The sequence below is a fragment of the Larkinella punicea genome, assembly GCF_003334855.1.
Taxonomy (GTDB): domain Bacteria; phylum Bacteroidota; class Bacteroidia; order Cytophagales; family Spirosomataceae; genus Larkinella; species Larkinella punicea.
In genome coordinates, this window is sequence record NZ_QOWE01000003.1 from 37,988 (window position 1) to 56,028 (window position 18,041).

General features: G+C 54.3%; 15 protein-coding genes. 8 read left to right on the top strand and 7 right to left on the bottom strand.

The window, feature by feature from the left end:
* Positions 1–77 precede the first annotated feature (77 nt).
* The 6 genes from DUE52_RS03690 to DUE52_RS03715 form a co-directional block, all read right to left on the bottom strand.
* A complete protein-coding gene (locus tag DUE52_RS03690; protein WP_114404623.1) occupies positions 78–611 on the bottom strand; it encodes a hypothetical protein in 534 nt (177 codons plus the stop codon).
* Between the two features lie 15 nt (positions 612–626).
* Complete coding sequence (gene hisC, locus DUE52_RS03695; protein ID WP_114404624.1) at positions 627–1,739, bottom strand: histidinol-phosphate transaminase; 1,113 nt, start codon at positions 1,737–1,739, stop codon at positions 627–629.
* A 267-nt stretch (positions 1,740–2,006) separates the two neighbouring features.
* Complete coding sequence (gene hisD / locus DUE52_RS03700) at positions 2,007–3,275, bottom strand: histidinol dehydrogenase (RefSeq protein ID WP_114404625.1); 1,269 nt, start codon at positions 3,273–3,275, stop codon at positions 2,007–2,009.
* 92 nt (positions 3,276–3,367) lie between these two features.
* On the bottom strand, positions 3,368–4,228 hold the full coding sequence (hisG, locus tag DUE52_RS03705; RefSeq protein ID WP_114404920.1) for an ATP phosphoribosyltransferase: 861 nt from the start codon (positions 4,226–4,228) through the stop codon (positions 3,368–3,370).
* A gap of 122 nt (positions 4,229–4,350) precedes the next feature.
* Positions 4,351–5,394: a glycosylasparaginase gene (locus DUE52_RS03710; protein ID WP_114404626.1), complete on the bottom strand. Its 1,044-nt coding sequence runs from the start codon at positions 5,392–5,394 to the stop codon at positions 4,351–4,353.
* 84 nt (positions 5,395–5,478) lie between these two features.
* Positions 5,479–6,243, bottom strand: a complete 765-nt coding sequence (locus DUE52_RS03715; RefSeq protein ID WP_114404627.1) for a hypothetical protein — start codon at positions 6,241–6,243, stop codon at positions 5,479–5,481.
* Between the two features lie 97 nt (positions 6,244–6,340).
* On the opposite strand from DUE52_RS03715, the gene DUE52_RS03720 reads away from it, so the two are divergent.
* Positions 6,341–7,180: a sugar phosphate isomerase/epimerase family protein gene (locus DUE52_RS03720; RefSeq protein ID WP_114404628.1), complete on the top strand. Its 840-nt coding sequence runs from the start codon at positions 6,341–6,343 to the stop codon at positions 7,178–7,180.
* 32 nt (positions 7,181–7,212) lie between these two features.
* Here the strand turns inward: DUE52_RS03720 and DUE52_RS03725 are convergent, their stop codons facing one another.
* Positions 7,213–8,082, bottom strand: coding sequence for an AraC family transcriptional regulator (locus tag DUE52_RS03725; RefSeq protein WP_114404629.1), 870 nt, complete (start codon positions 8,080–8,082; stop codon positions 7,213–7,215).
* Between the two features lie 123 nt (positions 8,083–8,205).
* Between DUE52_RS03725 and DUE52_RS03730 the strand changes: the two genes are divergently transcribed.
* The 7 genes from DUE52_RS03730 (at position 8,206) to DUE52_RS03760 (ending at position 18,004) form a co-directional block, all read left to right on the top strand.
* Positions 8,206–8,940, top strand: coding sequence for a 3-keto-disaccharide hydrolase (locus DUE52_RS03730; protein WP_114404630.1), 735 nt, complete (start codon positions 8,206–8,208; stop codon positions 8,938–8,940).
* Entirely contained in the window at positions 8,937–10,307 is a 1,371-nt protein-coding gene (locus tag DUE52_RS03735) for a Gfo/Idh/MocA family protein (RefSeq protein ID WP_114404631.1), read from the top strand. The genes DUE52_RS03730 and DUE52_RS03735 overlap by 4 nt, the downstream gene beginning before the upstream one ends.
* A gap of 18 nt (positions 10,308–10,325) precedes the next feature.
* A complete protein-coding gene (locus DUE52_RS03740) occupies positions 10,326–11,231 on the top strand; it encodes a sugar phosphate isomerase/epimerase family protein (RefSeq protein WP_114404632.1) in 906 nt (301 codons plus the stop codon).
* A 60-nt stretch (positions 11,232–11,291) separates the two neighbouring features.
* Positions 11,292–12,083, top strand: coding sequence for a phytanoyl-CoA dioxygenase family protein (locus DUE52_RS03745; protein WP_114404633.1), 792 nt, complete (start codon positions 11,292–11,294; stop codon positions 12,081–12,083).
* 11 nt (positions 12,084–12,094) lie between these two features.
* Entirely contained in the window at positions 12,095–12,898 is an 804-nt protein-coding gene (locus tag DUE52_RS03750; RefSeq protein WP_114404634.1) for a sugar phosphate isomerase/epimerase family protein, read from the top strand.
* A 317-nt stretch (positions 12,899–13,215) separates the two neighbouring features.
* Complete coding sequence (locus DUE52_RS03755; protein ID WP_114404635.1) at positions 13,216–14,421, top strand: hypothetical protein; 1,206 nt, start codon at positions 13,216–13,218, stop codon at positions 14,419–14,421.
* Between the two features lie 532 nt (positions 14,422–14,953).
* Complete coding sequence (locus DUE52_RS03760) at positions 14,954–18,004, top strand: amidohydrolase family protein (protein WP_114404636.1); 3,051 nt, start codon at positions 14,954–14,956, stop codon at positions 18,002–18,004.
* Positions 18,005–18,041 lie beyond the last annotated feature (37 nt).

Consider the following 18,041-nt stretch of genomic DNA (forward strand, 5'->3'; position numbering starts at 1 on the left):
TTAAGCAGAGTTACTTTTCTCTGCTTAACTCTCTTTTTCTTCGCTTAACCGCCGGGCGGCCCCGTCCGCGAAATAACCTATAAATTCAGGCGTATTCCCAGTCCTGTTTGCAAACCCATGAAAAACGGAGCGGGGATCACTTCAACGTAAGCCCCGGTTTCCAGAAAAACAGAGAAGGGTTTGTTGGGCAGGAAATACTCCAGACCCGCAACGCCCGAGCCGCCAATCGAAATCGTGTTATCGTAGGCATTCACGAGGCTGAACTGATCCGGATAATACCGCCGGCTGTTCAGTTGCCCGCCAAAGCCGAAATAATAATGCAGGGTTTCCGATTTGCCAATGCCACCGTGCCAGAGGTAATGCCCCTGAACGGTTAAACCGACGTTCTTGTACAGCCCTTTGCGGTAACTGCGCCGGTTGCCATAAATACCACCGTAGGTTCCGACATTCAGGTCGAAGGCGTGGTTTTCACCGAAATACTTCCGGATGTTGACCCCGGCCGGTTCGCCGATGCGGAAACCGATGGCCCAGTTGTTGGTTTGTGCATTGGCCCGCTGGCTGATTGCCAAGCCAACCAACAATACGATCAGCAGAGAAAAATTTCTTTTCATACGATTCATTGATACTTAAACGGTTGTAGTCAAGCGGTTTGCGTACGTTTTCAGCATGGCCAGCACCTGTTCGTTTTCCGAAGGTGTTCCAACGGTGATGCGCAAACAGCCTTCGCAGAGTTTAACCCGATGCCGGTCGCGAACAATAATTTGCTGGTCGATGAGGTAGTCGAAAACCGCTTTAGGATCGTCAAACTTCACCAAAATAAAGTTGGCGTCTGAAGGATAAACGTGACGAACCAACGGTAAATTGAGCAGTTTCGCAATTAATTCTTCCCGCTGGGCCAGAATTTGGGCCACCATCGCGTCTTTGGTCGGTAGCTGATTGAGAGCTTTCAGTAACAACTGCTGCGTTGGGCCGCTGACGTTATACGGCGGTTTTATTTTATTCAGCACCTCGATCAGGGCTTCGGACGCAAAGCACATGCCCGACCGCAAGGCCGCGAGCCCCCAGGCTTTCGAGAAGGTTTGCAGAACCACCAGATTGGGGTACTGATCCAGCAAAGCCGTGAACGATTCGGTATCCGCAAAGTCAATGTAGGCTTCGTCGACCACCACCAATCCGTTGAAATGGGTGAGCAGCGTAATGATTGCTTCCCGGTCGATGAGGTTGCCGGTCGGGTTGTTGGGCGAACAGACGAACAGCAATTTTGTATGAGGCAGGATGGCCGCCAAAACCGCCGGGACATCGATCTGGAAATCAGGCGTCAGCGGTACTTTGATCAGTTGGACGTCGTTGATGGCCGCACTGACTTCGTACATCCCGTAGGTGGGCGGCAGAATCAGGATGGAATCCGAACCGGGTGTGCAGGTCGCCCGCACCAGCAGATCGATCGGTTCGTCGGAGCCGTTGCCGATGAAAATCTGCGTGGGCCGAACGCCCTTGATGGGTGCCAGTTTGGCCTTGATCGCCAGTTGGTGCGGGTCGGGATAGCGGTTATAGTGTTCCTCCGAAGCCGACCCGTCGAGTGTCGACCCAGCGAGTGTCGATCCGTCGAGCGTCGAACCGAATGCGTTTTCGTTGGCATCCAGGAAAATTCCTTCTTTTCCGGTATATTCGTCGCGGGCGGAGGAGTAGGGCGTCAGCGTAATGATGTGGGGGCGGAGGATGGTATTGAGATCAAACATAAAATCAAAAATACTTTGTTATTCAACTACGGATTTGTCGTTGCCATTCTGATGGATCACCATATTTCTCGGCAATTCCACTTTTGGAAAGTTCTTCTAACACATCTCTCAGTGAGAGCCTTACGTGTTCTTTTTTTCCAGCACCCTGCCATTCAGTTTAGGAAGTAGTGACAGTAAAATGGCTTCATCCTCTGGAGAATCGATTTCAATCAGTAGCTGGCTCATGCTTTTTGTATTTTAAGCAATATAACAAATCTATTGCCAACCTCATTCCAAACTCGCCAGCCGTAGACTCACCGCACGCTTGTGGGCCAGCAACGATTCGGCTTCAGCCATAGCCTCAATCGTGGGTCCGAGGTTGCGAATGCCTTCCGATGAAATGTGCTGTACGGTGATTTTCTTGACAAAACTATCGAGCGAAACCCCACTGTAGGCGCGGGCAAAACCGTTGGTCGGCAGGGTGTGGTTCGTGCCGGAAGCGTAATCACCCGCGGATTCGGGGGTGTAGTTGCCCAGAAAAATCGATCCGGCATTGGTAATCCGTTCGGCCACGGCTTCGGCATTTTCAATGCTCAGAATCAAGTGTTCAGCGGCATAATCGTTCAGCAGATCGATGGCGTCTTCCTGAGTTTCAACCAGAATGGCCTTGCTGTTTTCGATGGCTTTGGCGGCCAGGTCGCGCCGGGGCAAGCGTTCCAGTTGCGTCGTCAGGGCTACATTGACGGTTGTTACCATTTTTTTGCTTGTCGACACCAGCAACACCTGGCTGTCGGCACCGTGTTCGGCCTGCGACAGCAGATCGGCGGCCACGAAAGCCGGAACGGCGGTGTCGTCGGCATAAACCGCCACTTCCGACGGCCCGGCGGGCATGTCGATGGCCATGCCTTCTTTCGCGACCAGCATTTTCGCTGCTGTCACGTATTGGTTGCCGGGTCCAAAAATCTTGTATACTTTCGGAATCGAGGCCGTTCCATAGGCCATTGCCGCGATGGCCTGCGCCCCGCCAATCCGGAAGAGTTGGGTTACGCCCACCAGTTGAGCGGCATACAGAATCGCCGGGTGATCGCTGGGTGTACAGAGAATAATCTCCTTGCAGCCCGCCAGTTGTGCCGGAATGCCCAACATCAAAACCGTGCTGAACAAGGGAGCCGTTCCGCCCGGAATGTACAGCCCGACTTTCTCGATGCCCACACTCCGACGCCAGCACGTAACGCCCGGCATGGTTTCGATCTTCTCGACCGGTTGCCGCTGCGCTTCGTGGAATTTTCGAATATTCTGGTAGGCCTGTTGAATGGCGGTTTTCAGTTCATCCGAAAGCTGGCTTTCGGCGGCTGCAAGGTCGCGGGGTTGGAAGGGCAAACCGGTGTAGGCGATTTTGTCAAATTTCAAAGACAGTTCCGCCAGCGCCTGATCACCCTTCGTCCGAACCTGTTCCAGAATGGGGGCAACCGCTTTTTCAATCGTTTCGGTAGACTGCACCGGCCGGGCCAGCAACGCGGGCCACTCGGTGCGCGGAGGAAAAGAAAGGATTTTCATGAGGAGACAGGAGAGGATAGACAAGAGAATAAAGACAAAAAGCAAACGCAGAAACGTCTTTTCTCTCTTGTCTATCCTCTCTTGTCTACCAATCAATAAATCATTTTTTCGATGGGAATCACCAGAATGCCCTGCGCTCCGGCGGAACGGATGGCTTCGATGTTTTCCCAGAAATCGTTTTCGTTGATCACGGAATGCACTGAACTCCAGCCTTCGGTCGCCAGGGGCGTCACCGTTGGGCTTTTCATCCCCGGCAACAGCGATTTGATCTGGTCCAGAGCCACGTTTGGCGCGTTGAGCACAATGTATTTATTGTTCTTGGCGGCTTGAACGGCTTTGATGCGGAACAGCAGTTTGTCCAGCAAACTCTGCTTTTCGGTCTCCAGCGTCGAACGGGCAATCAGGATGGCTTCGGAGCGGAAAATAACCTCCACTTCCTTCAACCCGTTGCTCAACAGCGTACTGCCGGAACTGACAATATCGCAGATGGCTTCGGCCAGGCCGATGCCCGGCGCAATTTCAACCGAACCGCTGATGACGTGAATATCCGCCGAAATGTTCTGCTCGCGCAGGTAATTTCCCAGAATGAGGGGGTACGAAGTCGCAATGTTTTTGCCACTCAGGTCCTGAATACCGTTCCACTCGTTTCCGCGTGGAATGGCGAGCGACAGACGGCATTTGGAAAAACCGAGCCGATGAACGGTGTCGATGGTACGGGCCGATTCGACGGCCACGTTTTCACCGACGATGCCCAGATCAGCTACGCCGTCTTCGACGTAACCCGGAATATCATCGTCGCGCAGGAAAAGAAACTCGGCGGGGAAATTCGATGAAACGGATTTCAGCTTGCCGGTGCCGTAGTCGAAGCGGATGCCACACTCTTTGAACAACTGGTACGAATCTTCGCTCAGCCGCCCGGACTTTTGTAATGCAATACGAAGGATAGAAGACACTTTGAATCGGGTCTGGATTTGAAAGCGCAAAGGTACGAAAAAAACGCACCGCATAGCCGCCATTACCACAAGATCGGCGGATTTGCCGAAAGCGGTTTTCCGAAGCGGACGTTCAGCCGGAATCAGCTAAAATAGCTTTCGGCTTTGTACACTTTGTTCTGAATGGTAGCCGAAGTGACCGTATAGCTGAATCCTTTCTGGACCGAAAACGCCCCCACCTCGCCCCGGCGGTTCAGCGCGATGAACCCGACCTGAAAGTCTTTGGCTTTCACAGGATCACGCTTGATGATTCGTTCGACGGCCCGCCGACAGGCTTCCGTGGGCGTCATTCCCTGGCGCATGAACTCAACGACCAGATGCGAACCACACATCCGGATCACTTCTTCGCCCTGGCCTGAGCAGGTAACGGCACCCACTTCATTGTCGACGTACAAGCCCGCGCCGATGATGGGCGAATCGCCGACGCGCCCCCGCATTTTGAAGCCCATGCCGCTGGTCGTACACATGCCCGACAGGTTCCCGGCCGCATCAAGGGCCACGGTTCCCATGGTGTCGTGGTTGGGCGTTCCATCCTCTAGTTTGTTGGGCGCGAAGGCCTTTTTGCCTTTGGAAGGAGACGGTTTTTGATTTTCGACGTTGATGATGGGTTTGTATTCGGATTTTTCCAGCCATTTCCGGTAGGTCTTATCAGCATCGGCGGACAAGGTGCCGGGTTCGAGCACAAAACCGTTGGCTACCGCAAACTGCTGTGCGCCTTCGCCGACCAGCATCACGTGGGGCGTCGTGTCCATCACTTTCCGGGCCACCGAAACCGGGTGTTTGATGCGTTCCAGAAACGCCACCGAACCGCAGTTGAACTGGTCGTCCATGATGCAGGAATCGAGGGTGACGCGCCCGTCGCGGTCGGGATTGCCACCCAGACCGACGCAGCAATTGATGTCGTTTTCAATCGCAATACCGGCCTGCTCCACGGCGTCGATGGCTTTGCCCCCGCGTTGCAATACCGGCCAGGCTCCGCCATTGGCAATGGTGCCACTGTCCCAGGTGGAAACCACCAGGGGTTGGCCCGCGATTCGACTACCCGTTAAACCCGGCAGGCTCTTCAAGCTAAAGTGAGACAGTGGAAATAAAGCTCCCAAACGGAGAAATGAACGCCGGCTTTTCATAACAGAATGAAGAAATGTCAATGAAGGTGAAACTGGGCTGCAAGTTAACAGCAAAGTAGTTTCAAAAAACCGGCGGCCCGTCCTTTACAGTGAATTGTAGTACGCAAATACGTCCATCAAGGCCGTACGGTTTTTTAAATCCGGTTTTTTCTCCTTTAAATACGCATTGATCGGCTCTTCCTTGTCTTTCATGATGCTCAACAGACCTTTGCGGCCGGGCGAGAATTTGGTGAGCGTTTTGCCGTCGCTGGTATACCAGATGGCTTCCTTGATCAATTCGGTATCCTTCGATCCGGTGCTTAAAGCGACGTTGTAGGTAGGTTTTTTGACGTAAATCTGGTGGCGAATCAGGAGTTTCAGCTTTCCGTCGCTCACCTGTTCGAAAAAACCACGAATAGCCGCCGGGGCACCGGCTTCGGTGGCATTGATGAAGGTCGTCGTCAGCCCTTTTTGCTCCATGATAAACTGTTTCACGCGTTCTCCGCTGACGGCTTTCACGGTTCGGTTGTCCATCAGAAATTCGAGGTCGTTGGCCGTGATATTGTAGCGTACGGGTACGTTGACCAGTTCCTGAATCGGTTGAACGCCCGGTTTGGCGATGTTCTGATAAAACAAAACCGTCGTTTTGGCAAAGGTGGTGTCCAGATAGGGGTAGCCCAGGATTTTGCCTTCCGGCCCCGCCATCGTGTAAATGGGCGTGATGTCATAATTGGACGCTCTGAAATAGGCCCCCTGATTCAGCAGGTCGCGGGTCACGTTGGGAATCTGGGCCAGAGCATTGGAAAAGATCCCGGTCAGTAGAAACGCCGGCAAAAGGAGGGCGCGTTTCAGGGAAAACGTAGTATTCATAAAAGTCTTGCCGATGTGGTTAGGATCGCAATATGAACAGTAAATCGGGGCCTTTCAAGACTTTTTACCGAAACGTACATTCTCAATTAATCACCGAATGAAAAATACCGTAGTCGCTTTGTTCTTTCTGGTTAGTCTGGGGCCGGTTTTCGCCCAGAAGAAGCTATTTCCGCAGGCCCCCGGCATGGTGTCGTATACGTATCGACATAGTTTTCAGAAAAACGTGGCCGCCACGCTCGATACAATCAAGGCGCTGGGAATCACCGATATGGAGTTCTCGAATCTGTTTGGAAAAACAGCCGCCGAACTGCGCAAACTTCTCGATGAGCGCGGTATGAAGTGTTCGTCGTTTGGTGTGGGGTATCCCGATGCGCTCAACAAAACGCAGGAAGTGGGGCAGAATGCCAAAACCCTTGGTGCGAAGTTTGTCCGTGTGGCCTGGATTCCGCACGAAGGCCCGTTTACGCTCGATATGGCCAAGAAAACCGTCGCCGATTTCAACCAGATTGGCAAGAAGCTGAAAGACGATTTCGGGATCATGTTCTGTTACCACAACCACGGCTTCGAGTTTCAGAAACACGAGGACGGAACCCTGTTCGATTATATCGTTCAGCAAACCGACCCGAAGTATGTGGGCTTCGAAATGGACATTCTGTGGACGGTTTTTCCGGGCCATGACCCCGTTGCGCTGTTGAACAAATACGGCAAACGGTTCAAGCTGATGCACCTGAAAGACCTGCGCAAAGGAATTGTCGGCAACCTGTCGGGTGGCACGCCGGTAGAAAACGACGTGGCCCTGGGAACGGGGCAAATTGACCTGCCAGCGGTTCTGAAAGCCGCTAAAAAAGCGGGGGTCGAACACTATTACATTGAGGATGAGAGCCCCAGCATTGCCTCCCAGGTGCCGCAGAGTATTGCTTACCTGAAAAGTCTGTAAGGCTGCTTTAGCAGTGCCGGTTTCGGCAACGGTTACACCCCGCGTAACCGTTGCCGAAACCGGGCGGGGGTAACGCCCTGCTTTTTTCGAAACGCCTGGACAAAATAGGAGATGTTCTCAAAACCGGACTGTTCGCTGATGAACGTAATGCTTTCATCGGTTCGGGTCAGGAGGTCGCAGGCGTAGCGGATGCGCAGGTCGGTGACAAACTGCGTGAGCGTTTGCCCCATTTGCGATTTGAAATACCGACAGAACGCGGCCGGATTCATGTTGGCTAATTCGGCAATTTCCGCCAGCGAAACGGGTGCTTCGACCTGCTGCATCAGGTGTCCGATCACCCGGCTGAGCCGCTCACTTTGCCGGGTTACCTGCTGATTGGGAACGTAGCCCGGAGCGATGGGCAGCACGGCTTCGGAGTGGGCAATCTGGTCGAGGATGTGCAGCAAAGCGGTCAGTTGCGTTAGCCCTTCGTTTTCCAGCAAGGCCACGAGCTGGCGGGCCACGTCCGTCCGAAGCGGTTCCAGGAGTTTCAGGCCGATGCCGGCCCGGTTCAGGAGCCGCTGAATCGGTTTGGTTTCGGGGAGTTCCCAGAACGGCTCACCCGCAAACTGGGGCGCAAACCGGGCCACAATGGCTTCGGCCGGTGCCGGATTTTCTGCTTCCGGATGCACCACATCGTTTTTCCAGTAGTGCGGCAGGTTAGACCCCAGCAACACAATCTCTCCACCGGAAAACCGCTCGATGGTGTGTCCGATAAACCGCATGCCGGTACTGTTTACGACATAATTTAATTCGATTTCCGGGTGAAAATGCCACGGATTGGTAAAAAACGGCAGCCGCTCGTGTCGTAAGTCGAACGAGCGGTGGGGTTGTTGCGGAACCAGGAGACGATCAGGGCGCATCGGGTGATGAATGAGGTATGATTTGCAACTTTTTTCAGAATAAAGGATAAGATGCAAATTTTGTGACAGTATTTGCAAATGGGCTGTCAAAAAAATGAAATAAATTAGCAGAATTTTGCTGCTATGAATGGAATCACCCTGAAACTCATGATGGTTGGGATCGGCCTGTCGTCGCTGACCCTCGCGCAACCAGCCAACACCCTCAGCCCGGCCGAAAAGAAAGCGGGCTGGCAACTGCTCTTCGACGGCAAAACCACCACCGGATGGCGGGGTGCTTACGCCGACCGATTTCCCGCCAAAGGCTGGGTCGTGAAAGACGGCGAGTTACGCGGGGAACTCCAGGACGGGGCCGAATCCGGTGACGCCGGGGACATTGTCACCCTGAAAAAATACCGCCATTTCGAGTTGGTATTCGAGTGGAAGCTGGGCAAAGGCGACAACAGCGGGGTGAAATATTTCATCGAGGAACGACTGCCCAAACCCGCCATTGGCTCACAGGCAGGGTACGAATACCAGCTTATCGACGATACCGACTATATTTATAACGGGAAAAAGCTCCCGCAGGATCTTAAAACCGCATCCATCTACGATGTGGTGGCCGCGACCAAACCGGACGTGAAAATGGATGTCTGGCACCGGTCGCGCATTGTCGTCAACAACAACCAGATCGAACACTGGCTCGATGGCGTGAAAGTGTTGACCACCAACCGGACCACCGATGCCTTCCGGCAGGGAGTGGCCGACAGCAAATTTAACAGCTATGCGGGTTTCGCCGACATCCCGGAAGGCCACATTCTGCTCCAGGATCACGGCCATAGTGTTGCGTTTCGGACCATCAAAATCAAACCCTTACCATGAACCGACGTCATTTTCTGAAAAATAGTGCCGTTGCGGCCAGTGCCGTGTCAGCGGTAGGGATTCCAACGATCGTACCGGCTTCGGTGTTCGGCAAAAACGCGCCTTCCAACCGCATCGCCGTCGGCCTGATCGGAACCGGTCGCCAGGGCTACGGACAGAATCTTCAGGGTTCCGACCTCAAAACCATTGGGGCGCGGATTCCGGGCCTGCTCGATGTGGCCGACGCGCAGGTAGTGGCGGTTTGCGACGTGGATAGCTGGCGGATGGGCAAGGCCAAAACGGCTGTTGAAAGCCACTACGCCCAAAAAACCGCCAGCGGAACCTACAAAGGCTGTTCGACCCACCGCGATTTTAGGGAGATCATCGCCCGCAAGGACATCGACGCCGTGATGATTTCGACGCCCGACTACTGGCACGTGCCGATGGGAATTCTGGCGGCTCAAGCCAAAAAACACATCAGTTGCGAAAAACCGCTCAGTATGAGTGTCCATCAGGGCCGCTCGCTGGTCGATGCGTTGAAGAAATACGGCGTTGTGAACCGGACCGACAGCGAATTCCGCTCGGTTCGTCTCCAGAATCAGGCGGTTGAACTGGTTCGGAACGGGCGCATCGGCAAGCTTCAGAAAATCGAAATCTCGTTTCCGTCGGACCCCGACCCCGTTCCGGCGCAGGCCGATATGCCCGTACCGAAAGAACTGGATTATGAGCTATGGCTGGGACCGATGCCCTTTGTGCCATATACTGACATGCGGGTTCACACGCCGTTCGACCTCCAGAAACGGCCGAACTGGATGCGCGTCGACACCTACGCGCAGGGCATGATTGCTAACTGGGGCGCGCATTATTTCGACGTGGCACAATGGGCCAACAACAGTGAATATTCAGGGCCGGTGGAAGTGGAAGGGAAAGGCGAATTTCCGAAAAGCCTCTGGAACTCGATGATCAATTTCACGGTCACGTACCGCTATGCCAACGGCGTTGAAATGACCTGTGTGCAAAGTCCAACGAGCAAACCGTTCATCAAATACATCGGGTCGGACGGCTGGATTCTGGTCGATAATTATCCCGGCGTCATCAGCAGCAGCAATCCGGCGTTGCTCACGTCGAAGCCGACCGGGAGCGAACTGGATTTGTCGAAAACGCTCTGGGACAAGGTCGATTTTGTGGATGCCGTCAAAACCGGACGCAAAACCCTGGAACCGATTGAAGTGGGCCACCGCACGATTTCGATTTCGCAGATCGGGCTGATTGCCTGTCAGATCAGCGAAAAACTGACCTGGAATCCGGAGAAGGAACTGTTTGTCGGAAACAATGCCGCCAATGCGCTGTTGGCGGCTCCGCTGGCGCGGAAAGAGTGGGCGATGTAAATTCATCAGGAAGAACTTATGAAAAAACTAGCGTTCTTTTTCGCTGCATTATTGCTAAGCGGTTGCGTCCTGGCGCAGAAGGGTTCGAAAATTCAGAACCATTTCTTCGTGCTGCACAACGCCATCCGGGGCGATTCGACCTACAAAACCTTCGATCAGCAGGTGGCTTTCATCAAAAGTCTGGGCTACGACGGCGTCGAAATCAACCTCCTGGATTCGTTCGAAGGCATGAAAGCCGCGCTGGACAAACACCGGTTTACCGGCTCGTATTTCTACATCAAAATCAACCTCGATTCGCCGACGCTGGACCCGCGTATTGAACCGTATATCCGGGCCTTAAAAGGCAGTAAAACCGTGCTGGCCCCGTTTATTGTCAGTGACAGTAAACGGTTTACGTCGCCATCCGTCACCGCAGACTCCATCGTGGTCAGTCAACTGCGGCAAATGGGCGACTGGGCCAAAGCAGCTAATTTGCAGGTTGCGGTTTATCCGCATGTCAGCTTTTACGTCGAAAAAATTGACCACGCGCTGCGGCTGGTTCAGCAGATCGACCGGCCCAACGTTGGGCTGACGTTCAACCTCTGTCATTGGCTGGCCACGACGCCCAAAGCAGACCGGGGCGACTGGAAAGGCTTGCTGACGACCCTGAAACCGCACCTGAAAATGATGACCATCAGCGGTGCGAACGATGTGGATGCCGCCGGCATGGACAACGGGCCGACGGGCATCTGGAATCAGTATATTCTGCCGTTGGGAACGGGCAGTTTCGATACCTACGAACTGGTACGGTTTGCGGTTCAGGACCTGAAATTTCGTGGACCGATCGGGGTGCAGTGTTACGCCATGAAAGGCGACAAACCCACCAACCTGCGGAATACAATGGTGGCCTGGCAGCAGTTTCAGTCCCGTCTGGCAAAACGCTGAAACCGCTCCGCTTCTTAGCCTTTTCTCTCTTGTCTCATCTCTATCATCACCCATACAACCATGCCTTTTACCAGCGAACACCTCCAGACTTACCAGCGCGACGGCTACGTGGTCGTGCGAAACCTGTTTTCCAAAGCCGAAGTGGAACGGCTTTACAGCCTGGCCGTAGGTGATACGGTTTTGAGTACCAAAACCTACGACCGCGTCGATGCGTCGGGGATGAAAACCAAGCTGGCGTTGTGGTATGCCCTGGACGACAGTTTATACAGCAAGTTTGCCCGGTCGGCGCGGATTGTGGAAGGAGTAGAGCAGATTCTGGGTGGCTGGGCGGCCCATTACCACTCCAAGCTGATGCAGAAAGAACCGCGAACCGGCGGGGCCTGGGAGTGGCATCAGGATTACGGTTACTGGTATAAAAACAACGGTTTTCTGTTTCCCGACATGCTCTCCGTGCTGACGGCGCTGACACCCGCGACGAAGGAAAACGGCTGTTTGCAGATGATCAAAGGCTCGCACAAGATGGGCCGGGTCGAACACGGTTTTTCGGGTGAGCAGGTGGGAGCGGACATGGAAAAAGTGAACGAAGCCCTGAAAATTATGCCGCTGGAATACCTGGAAATGGAGCCCGGCGACACGGCGTTTTTCCACTGCAACACGCTGCACGCGTCGGCGGCCAATTTGTCCGACAAACCCCGCTGGTCGATCATCACGGCGTATAATCTGGCGACCAACAAACCGTATAAGGACGTTCACGAAAGCAGCTATATGCCCATCGAATCTTTCGACGGTGATCTGCTGGCCGAAACCGAAGCCGGGATTTCCGAAACGGCGGATTTTTTGGTAAAAAGATAAAAGAGAAAAAAATGACCCTCCAGTTTTTCGCCCCTGCCTGGGGAAATACACTGCCCTTCGAGCAGTTTTGCCGGAATGTGAAAGCCGCTGGTTACGATGGCGTTGAAATGGCGCTGCCGTTCGAGACCGCTGAAAAAGACGCCATTCTCGACAGTCTGGCCAAACACGGTTTGAGCTTGATCGGGCAATACTGGCAATCGCTGGAAAGCGATTTGGACCAACACGCGGCCAATTACGAAAAGTACCTGCGCCACCTGACCGACGCCCGGCCGTTGTTCATCAATTGCCAGACCGGTAAAGACTTTTTTACCTTCGAACAGAACCGTCGACTTTTTGAACTGGCCGACCGGATTACGGCCGAAACCGGAGTTCGGATCACGCACGAAACACACCGGGGAAAAGCCCTGTTTGCCGCTCATATCACCCGGGATTACCTCGAAAAACTGCCTGACATCCGGCTGGCGCTCGACATTTCCCACTGGTGCAACGTCCACGAATCGCTGCTCGAAAATCAGGAGGATGCCGTTCAACTCGCCATTCGGCATACCGACCACATTCACAGCCGGGTGGGGCATCCCGAAGGTCCGCAGGTCAACGACCCCCGTGCCCCGGAATGGGCCGACGTCCTTCAGGCGCACCTGAACTGGTGGGATGAGGTCGTGGCAACGCATCGTGACGCCCAAACCGTCCTGACCGTCACCACTGAGTTTGGCCCCGCGCCGTATTTGCCCACGCTGCCGTATACGCAAATGCCGGTTGTGAATCAGTGGGAGGTCAATGTGTTTATGATGAATTTGCTGAAAGAGCGGTATTAAAAAGCGCGTTTTTGCCCCGTTAGGGGATCAACAGCGCAGCGTCGCCGGGCCGCCGGAGCGGTAGCAAACAGGGGCGTTTTGATCGTTCGTGTGCCGTGAGGTACACAACCGTTCGCAATGGTCGCGTACCTCACGGCACGCAGGGACGGCGATTCACATTGTCCTTCTACCGACGCTGCGCTGTTGAACCCCTGACGGGGCTTTGTCAAAACAGACCCGGTGTCATCCGGAAAACGGTTTTTGATTGCCGGAAACACCGGGTCGGTGGCTTTTGTCCGTTTTCTGAGTACCTTTGCAGCCCATTATGCGACGTCTGAATGCAGGTAATTGAGGTTGGCCAAAACGCAACATACCAGAAGGAATTTATCCGGTTTCCGGTGCGCTTATACCGCAACGACCCCAACTGGATCCGGCCGCTGGACACGGATGTCGAGGAGGTTTTTGATCCGGCCCGCAACAAGCGGTTCGAAAACGGCGAATGTGTCCGGTACGTGTTGTTGAACGACCAACGGGAAACGATTGGGCGGATCGCGGCATTCGTAGACCGGGATATTGCCAATCTCGATAACGATCAACCGACGGGCGGACTGGGTTTCTTCGAGTGCATCGACGACCGCGCGGCTGCATTTTTACTCTTCGATACGGCCCGGACCTGGCTCCAATACCGGGGCATGGAAGCGATGGACGGCCCCATCAACTTCGGTGATCGCGACCGCTGGTGGGGTTTGCTGGTCGATGGCTTCGACCGGGAGCCGAATTACTGTATGCCTTACACCAAACCGTACTACATTGCCTTTTTCGAGGAGTACGGTTTTCAGGATTACTTCAAACAGTTTACGTTCGGGATTCCTACCACCTGGTCCAAGCTGACCGGGATGTCGCAGGCCGTGAAAGACCGCGCCCGGCGCATTTACGAAAACCCCGACTACAGCTTTCGAACGATCGACAAGCGGCAACTGCCCGCAGCGGCTGAGCAATTCCGGCACATCTACAACGCGGCCTGGGGTGGCCACAGTGGCGTCAAGGAAATGACGGCTGCTCAGGCTCAGGTGCTGATGCAGAAACTAAAACCGGTCATTGACGAGAACATTATTTACTTTGCCTATTACGGCGATGAACCCGTCGCTTTTTTCGTCTGCCTGCCCGAACTTAACCAAGTGTTCAAACACGTCAACGGCAAACTTGATCTGGTCGGTAAACTGAAGTTTTTGTGGCACATGATACGGAAAACCAACCGGAAAGCGTTCGGGGTCGTGTTTGGCGTGGCACCCGCCCACCAGGGAAAAGGGCTCGAAGCGGCCATCGCCCTCCGCATGCCCCATGAAGCTGATCACAATCCGGCCTTTCAATATACCGAGCTGGAAATGAACTGGGTAGGCGATTTCAACCCCATCATGGTGCGGTTTGTCAGCCAGTTAGGCTCGACCATTGTCAAGACCCACGTGACGTACCGCTACCTGTTCGATCGAACCAAACCGTTTAAACGGTGTCCGGTGATTGGCAAGAGAAAAGAAAAGAGCTGAGAGGCAAGTAAGCTTCGCAAATCGCCCCTAAATCCCCTAAAGGGCAGGGCTGTTAAGTTCTTCCGCTTTTCGCCCCCAACCCCCTAAAGGGGGCTTCGAAATCCGGATGTTTTAGCCCCCTTTAGGGGGTTGGGGGCGAAAAGCGGACCGATATTGCTAACTTTAAAGATCCTAATTTCCAGAACTTAACAGCCCTGCCCTAAAGGGGACTTGGACGCGAACCCTACGGATGCCAAAAGTCCGGCTCCGGCCGCCCGGCCTTTAGGGGATTTAAGGGCGATTTGTAAACACATTAGAATGATCAGACACAAGGATATTGCTTTTCTTCGTTTTGTTCAAAGTCGGCTTTCTGAATCCGGTTTTGTCCCTAAAACTTCCTGTTTTCATCATAAGTCGTTTATTTTCTGAGTAAAAAAGTTGATTCTGGAAGGAAATTGCCGGGATTTAGTTCATTTTGATAGGTCGATGACGTTACTCCTTTCGTAGATTTGTAACATTGACTTCCTTTCTCATCACCTAACTAATTCCCTACATGAGGAAAATTTTCCTGACCGGTATGCTGACCTGGGGTCTTGCCCAGATCGGCTGGTCGCAGGTAACCTTTCCCCGGAATGGCGTCTATGACGAACGACCGGGTCTGTATGCCTTCACCAACGCGACACTGATTGTCGATCCGCAAACGACCCTCGAAGGGGCCACCTTACTCATCCGCAACGGGCGCATCGAAGCCGTTGGAAAAACCGTCAGCATTCCGGCGGGAACCGTGGTAGCCGATTTGAAAGGGAAACGCATTTATCCGGCCCTGGTCGACATCGACTCGGACTACGGGATGCCCGAACTCCGGCGAACCCCGCCAGCCGGTGGCCGGGGTGTTCCGCAATACGACTCCAACAAAAAAGGCGCCTTCAACTGGAACCAGGCCATTCAGCCCGAAACCGACGCCGGAACGATTTTTAAAGCCAATGTTGCCCAGGCCAACGAACTCCGGAAGCTGGGCTTCGGGGCGGTGGTGACGCACCCGCACGACGGCATTGCCCGGGGCAATTCGGTGCTGGTGACGCTGGCTGATGAGCGGGAAAACAACGTAGTGATCCGCGACCGGGTTTCGGGCCATTACTCGTTCAGCAAAGGCACCTCGACTCAAACCTACCCGAACTCGCCGATGGGTGCGGTGGCGCTGTTGCGGCAAACGTATTACGACGCCGACTGGTACAAAAAAGCCGGGAAAACAACCGAATCCAACCTGTCGCTCGACGCTTTCAACCAGTTGCAAACCATCCCCTCGGTTTTTGAAGTACCCGATAAACTGGGCGTTCTTCGGGCTGATAAAATTGGCGAAGAGTTTGGCATTCAATACATTATCAAAAGTGCCGGGGACGAATACCAGCGGCTCGAAGAGGTGAAAGCCACGGGGGCCTCGCTGATTGTTCCGTTGAACTTTCCGCAAGCCTATGACGTGGAAGATGTCTGGGATGCCGACAATGTGACGCTGGCCGAACTGAAACACTGGGAAATGGCCCCGGCCAATCCGGCGATGCTGGCGAAAGCCGGGGTGCCGTTTGCGCTGACGACGGCCAACCTCAAGAACAAAACCGACTTCTGGGCCAATCTCCGCAAAGCCATCGAATACGGCCTCACCGAGCAACAGGCGCTGGCGGCCCTGACGACTACCCCCGCCCAACTCCTGAAAATCGACAACGAAGTCGGCAGCCTGAAACCGGGTTTGCTGGCCAACTTCATCATCACCTCCGACAACCTGTTCAACGCCGACAATGTGGTGCTGGAAAACTGGATTCGCGGAAAACAATATGTCTATACCGATAAAAATGCGGCTGATTTGCGCGGAACCTACAACCTGACCATCGGCGACCGCAGCAACCTCAAGCTGAACATTTCCGGGAAACCGGGTAAACCGGACTATGCCGTGATGGCCGATACGGTGAAACTGACGCCGAAAGTAGCCTTAACGAACGACCTGATTTCGCTGCAACTTCAACTGGATAAAAAACAACCGGGAACCACCCGACTGACCGGCTACCGCGAGGGGACGACGCTGAAAGGCGAAGGCGAAATGCCGGATGGCAAGATCGTGAAATGGACGGCGGTTTTGGCGCAACCGTTCTCTTCGACGGCGATTGCCAAAGCGGATACCGCGAAGAAAACCGCTCCGCAGTTCGGGAAATTGCTGTATCCATTTATTGGCATGGGCAATCTCGAAAAACCCAAAGCGCAAACCTTGCTGATCCGGAATGCGACGGTCTGGACCAACGAGAAAGACGGCGTGTTACCCAATGCCGATGTGCTGGTGCAGAACGGAAAAATTGCGCAGGTGGGCAAAAGTCTGGCGGCACCGGCGGGTGCGCAGGTGATCGACGGAACGGGCAAACACCTGACCAACGGCATCATCGACGAACACTCGCACATCGCGCTCTATTCCATCAACGAAGGCGGACAGACGAGTTCGGCGGAGGTGCGGATGAGCGACGTCATCAATTCGGAAGACATCAACATTTACCGCCAACTGGCCGGGGGCGTCACAACCTCGCAACTGCTCCACGGTTCGGCCAACTCCATCGGCGGGCAGTCGGCGATTGTGAAACTGAAATGGGGCGAAGCTCCGCAGGAAATGCTCGTGAAAGGAGCCGACGGTTTTATCAAATTTGCCCTCGGCGAAAACGTCAAACAGGCCAACTGGGGCGATGGCGTCCGGATTCGGTTTCCGCAAACCCGGATGGGGGTGGAGCAGGTCTACTTCGATCATTTTACCCGCGCCCGCGAGTATGACAGTGCCTGGAAAACCTACAACAGCCTGAGTGCGAGGGAGAAAGTCAAATCCGTTCCGCCCCGCCGGGATGTGGAACTGGATGCGCTGGCCGAAATCCTGAACAAGAAGCGGTTTATCACCTGTCACAGCTATGTACAGTCGGAAATCAACATGCTGATGAAAGTGGCGGATTCGCTGGGCTTCAAGGTCAACACGTTTACGCACATTCTGGAAGGCTACAAAGTGGCCGACAAGATGGCGAAACACGGCGTCGGCGGCTCGACCTTTGCCGACTGGTGGGCCTACAAAATGGAGGTGAAAGACGCCATTCCGTACAATGCCGCCCTGATGGCGCGGGCGGGTGTGCTGGTGTCGATCAACTCGGATGATGCCGAAATGGCGCGCCGACTGAATCAGGAAGCCGCCAAAGCGGTTGAATACGGCGCGATGTCGGAGGAAGACGCCTGGAAAATGGTAACCCTCAATCCGGCAAAACTCCTGCACCTCGACAGCAAGCTGGGCAGCATCCGGACGGGCAAAGACGCCGACCTCGTGCTGTGGAACAACAACCCGCTGGCGATCTATGCCCGGCCCGAAAAAACCATCATCGACGGCACGGTTTATTTCGACCTGCAGGACGAAGACCGCAAACGCGATGACCTGCAAAAAGAACGCGCCCGCCTGATTCAGAAGATGTTATCGGCCAAAACCGGTGGTGCCTCGACCCAGCGGCCCACCTTCCGCCGTCAGCGGATGTGGCATTGCGAAGACGTGGAAGGCGTCATGGCGGAAGGGGAGGAACGGGAAGCAGAAAAATAACTGTCCCAGAACCCCTGCATTTGCCCCTAAATCCCCT

Coding starts and splice junctions, on each gene's coding strand:
- DUE52_RS03720 (WP_114404628.1), top strand. CDS start 6,341: ATGAAAAATACCGTAGTCGCTTTGTTCTTTCTGGTTAGTCTGGGGCCG.
- DUE52_RS03750 (WP_114404634.1), top strand. CDS start 12,095: ATGACCCTCCAGTTTTTCGCCCCTGCCTGGGGAAATACACTGCCCTTC.
- DUE52_RS03745 (WP_114404633.1), top strand. CDS start 11,292: ATGCCTTTTACCAGCGAACACCTCCAGACTTACCAGCGCGACGGCTAC.
- DUE52_RS03725 (WP_114404629.1), bottom strand. CDS start 8,082: ATGCGCCCTGATCGTCTCCTGGTTCCGCAACAACCCCACCGCTCGTTC.
- DUE52_RS03755 (WP_114404635.1), top strand. CDS start 13,216: ATGCAGGTAATTGAGGTTGGCCAAAACGCAACATACCAGAAGGAATTT.
- hisD (WP_114404625.1), bottom strand. CDS start 3,275: ATGAAAATCCTTTCTTTTCCTCCGCGCACCGAGTGGCCCGCGTTGCTG.
- DUE52_RS03710 (WP_114404626.1), bottom strand. CDS start 5,394: ATGAAAAGCCGGCGTTCATTTCTCCGTTTGGGAGCTTTATTTCCACTG.
- DUE52_RS03715 (WP_114404627.1), bottom strand. CDS start 6,243: ATGAATACTACGTTTTCCCTGAAACGCGCCCTCCTTTTGCCGGCGTTT.
- DUE52_RS03735 (WP_114404631.1), top strand. CDS start 8,937: ATGAACCGACGTCATTTTCTGAAAAATAGTGCCGTTGCGGCCAGTGCC.
- DUE52_RS03760 (WP_114404636.1), top strand. CDS start 14,954: ATGAGGAAAATTTTCCTGACCGGTATGCTGACCTGGGGTCTTGCCCAG.
- DUE52_RS03690 (WP_114404623.1), bottom strand. CDS start 611: ATGAAAAGAAATTTTTCTCTGCTGATCGTATTGTTGGTTGGCTTGGCA.
- DUE52_RS03740 (WP_114404632.1), top strand. CDS start 10,326: ATGAAAAAACTAGCGTTCTTTTTCGCTGCATTATTGCTAAGCGGTTGC.
- hisC (WP_114404624.1), bottom strand. CDS start 1,739: ATGTTTGATCTCAATACCATCCTCCGCCCCCACATCATTACGCTGACG.
- DUE52_RS03730 (WP_114404630.1), top strand. CDS start 8,206: ATGAATGGAATCACCCTGAAACTCATGATGGTTGGGATCGGCCTGTCG.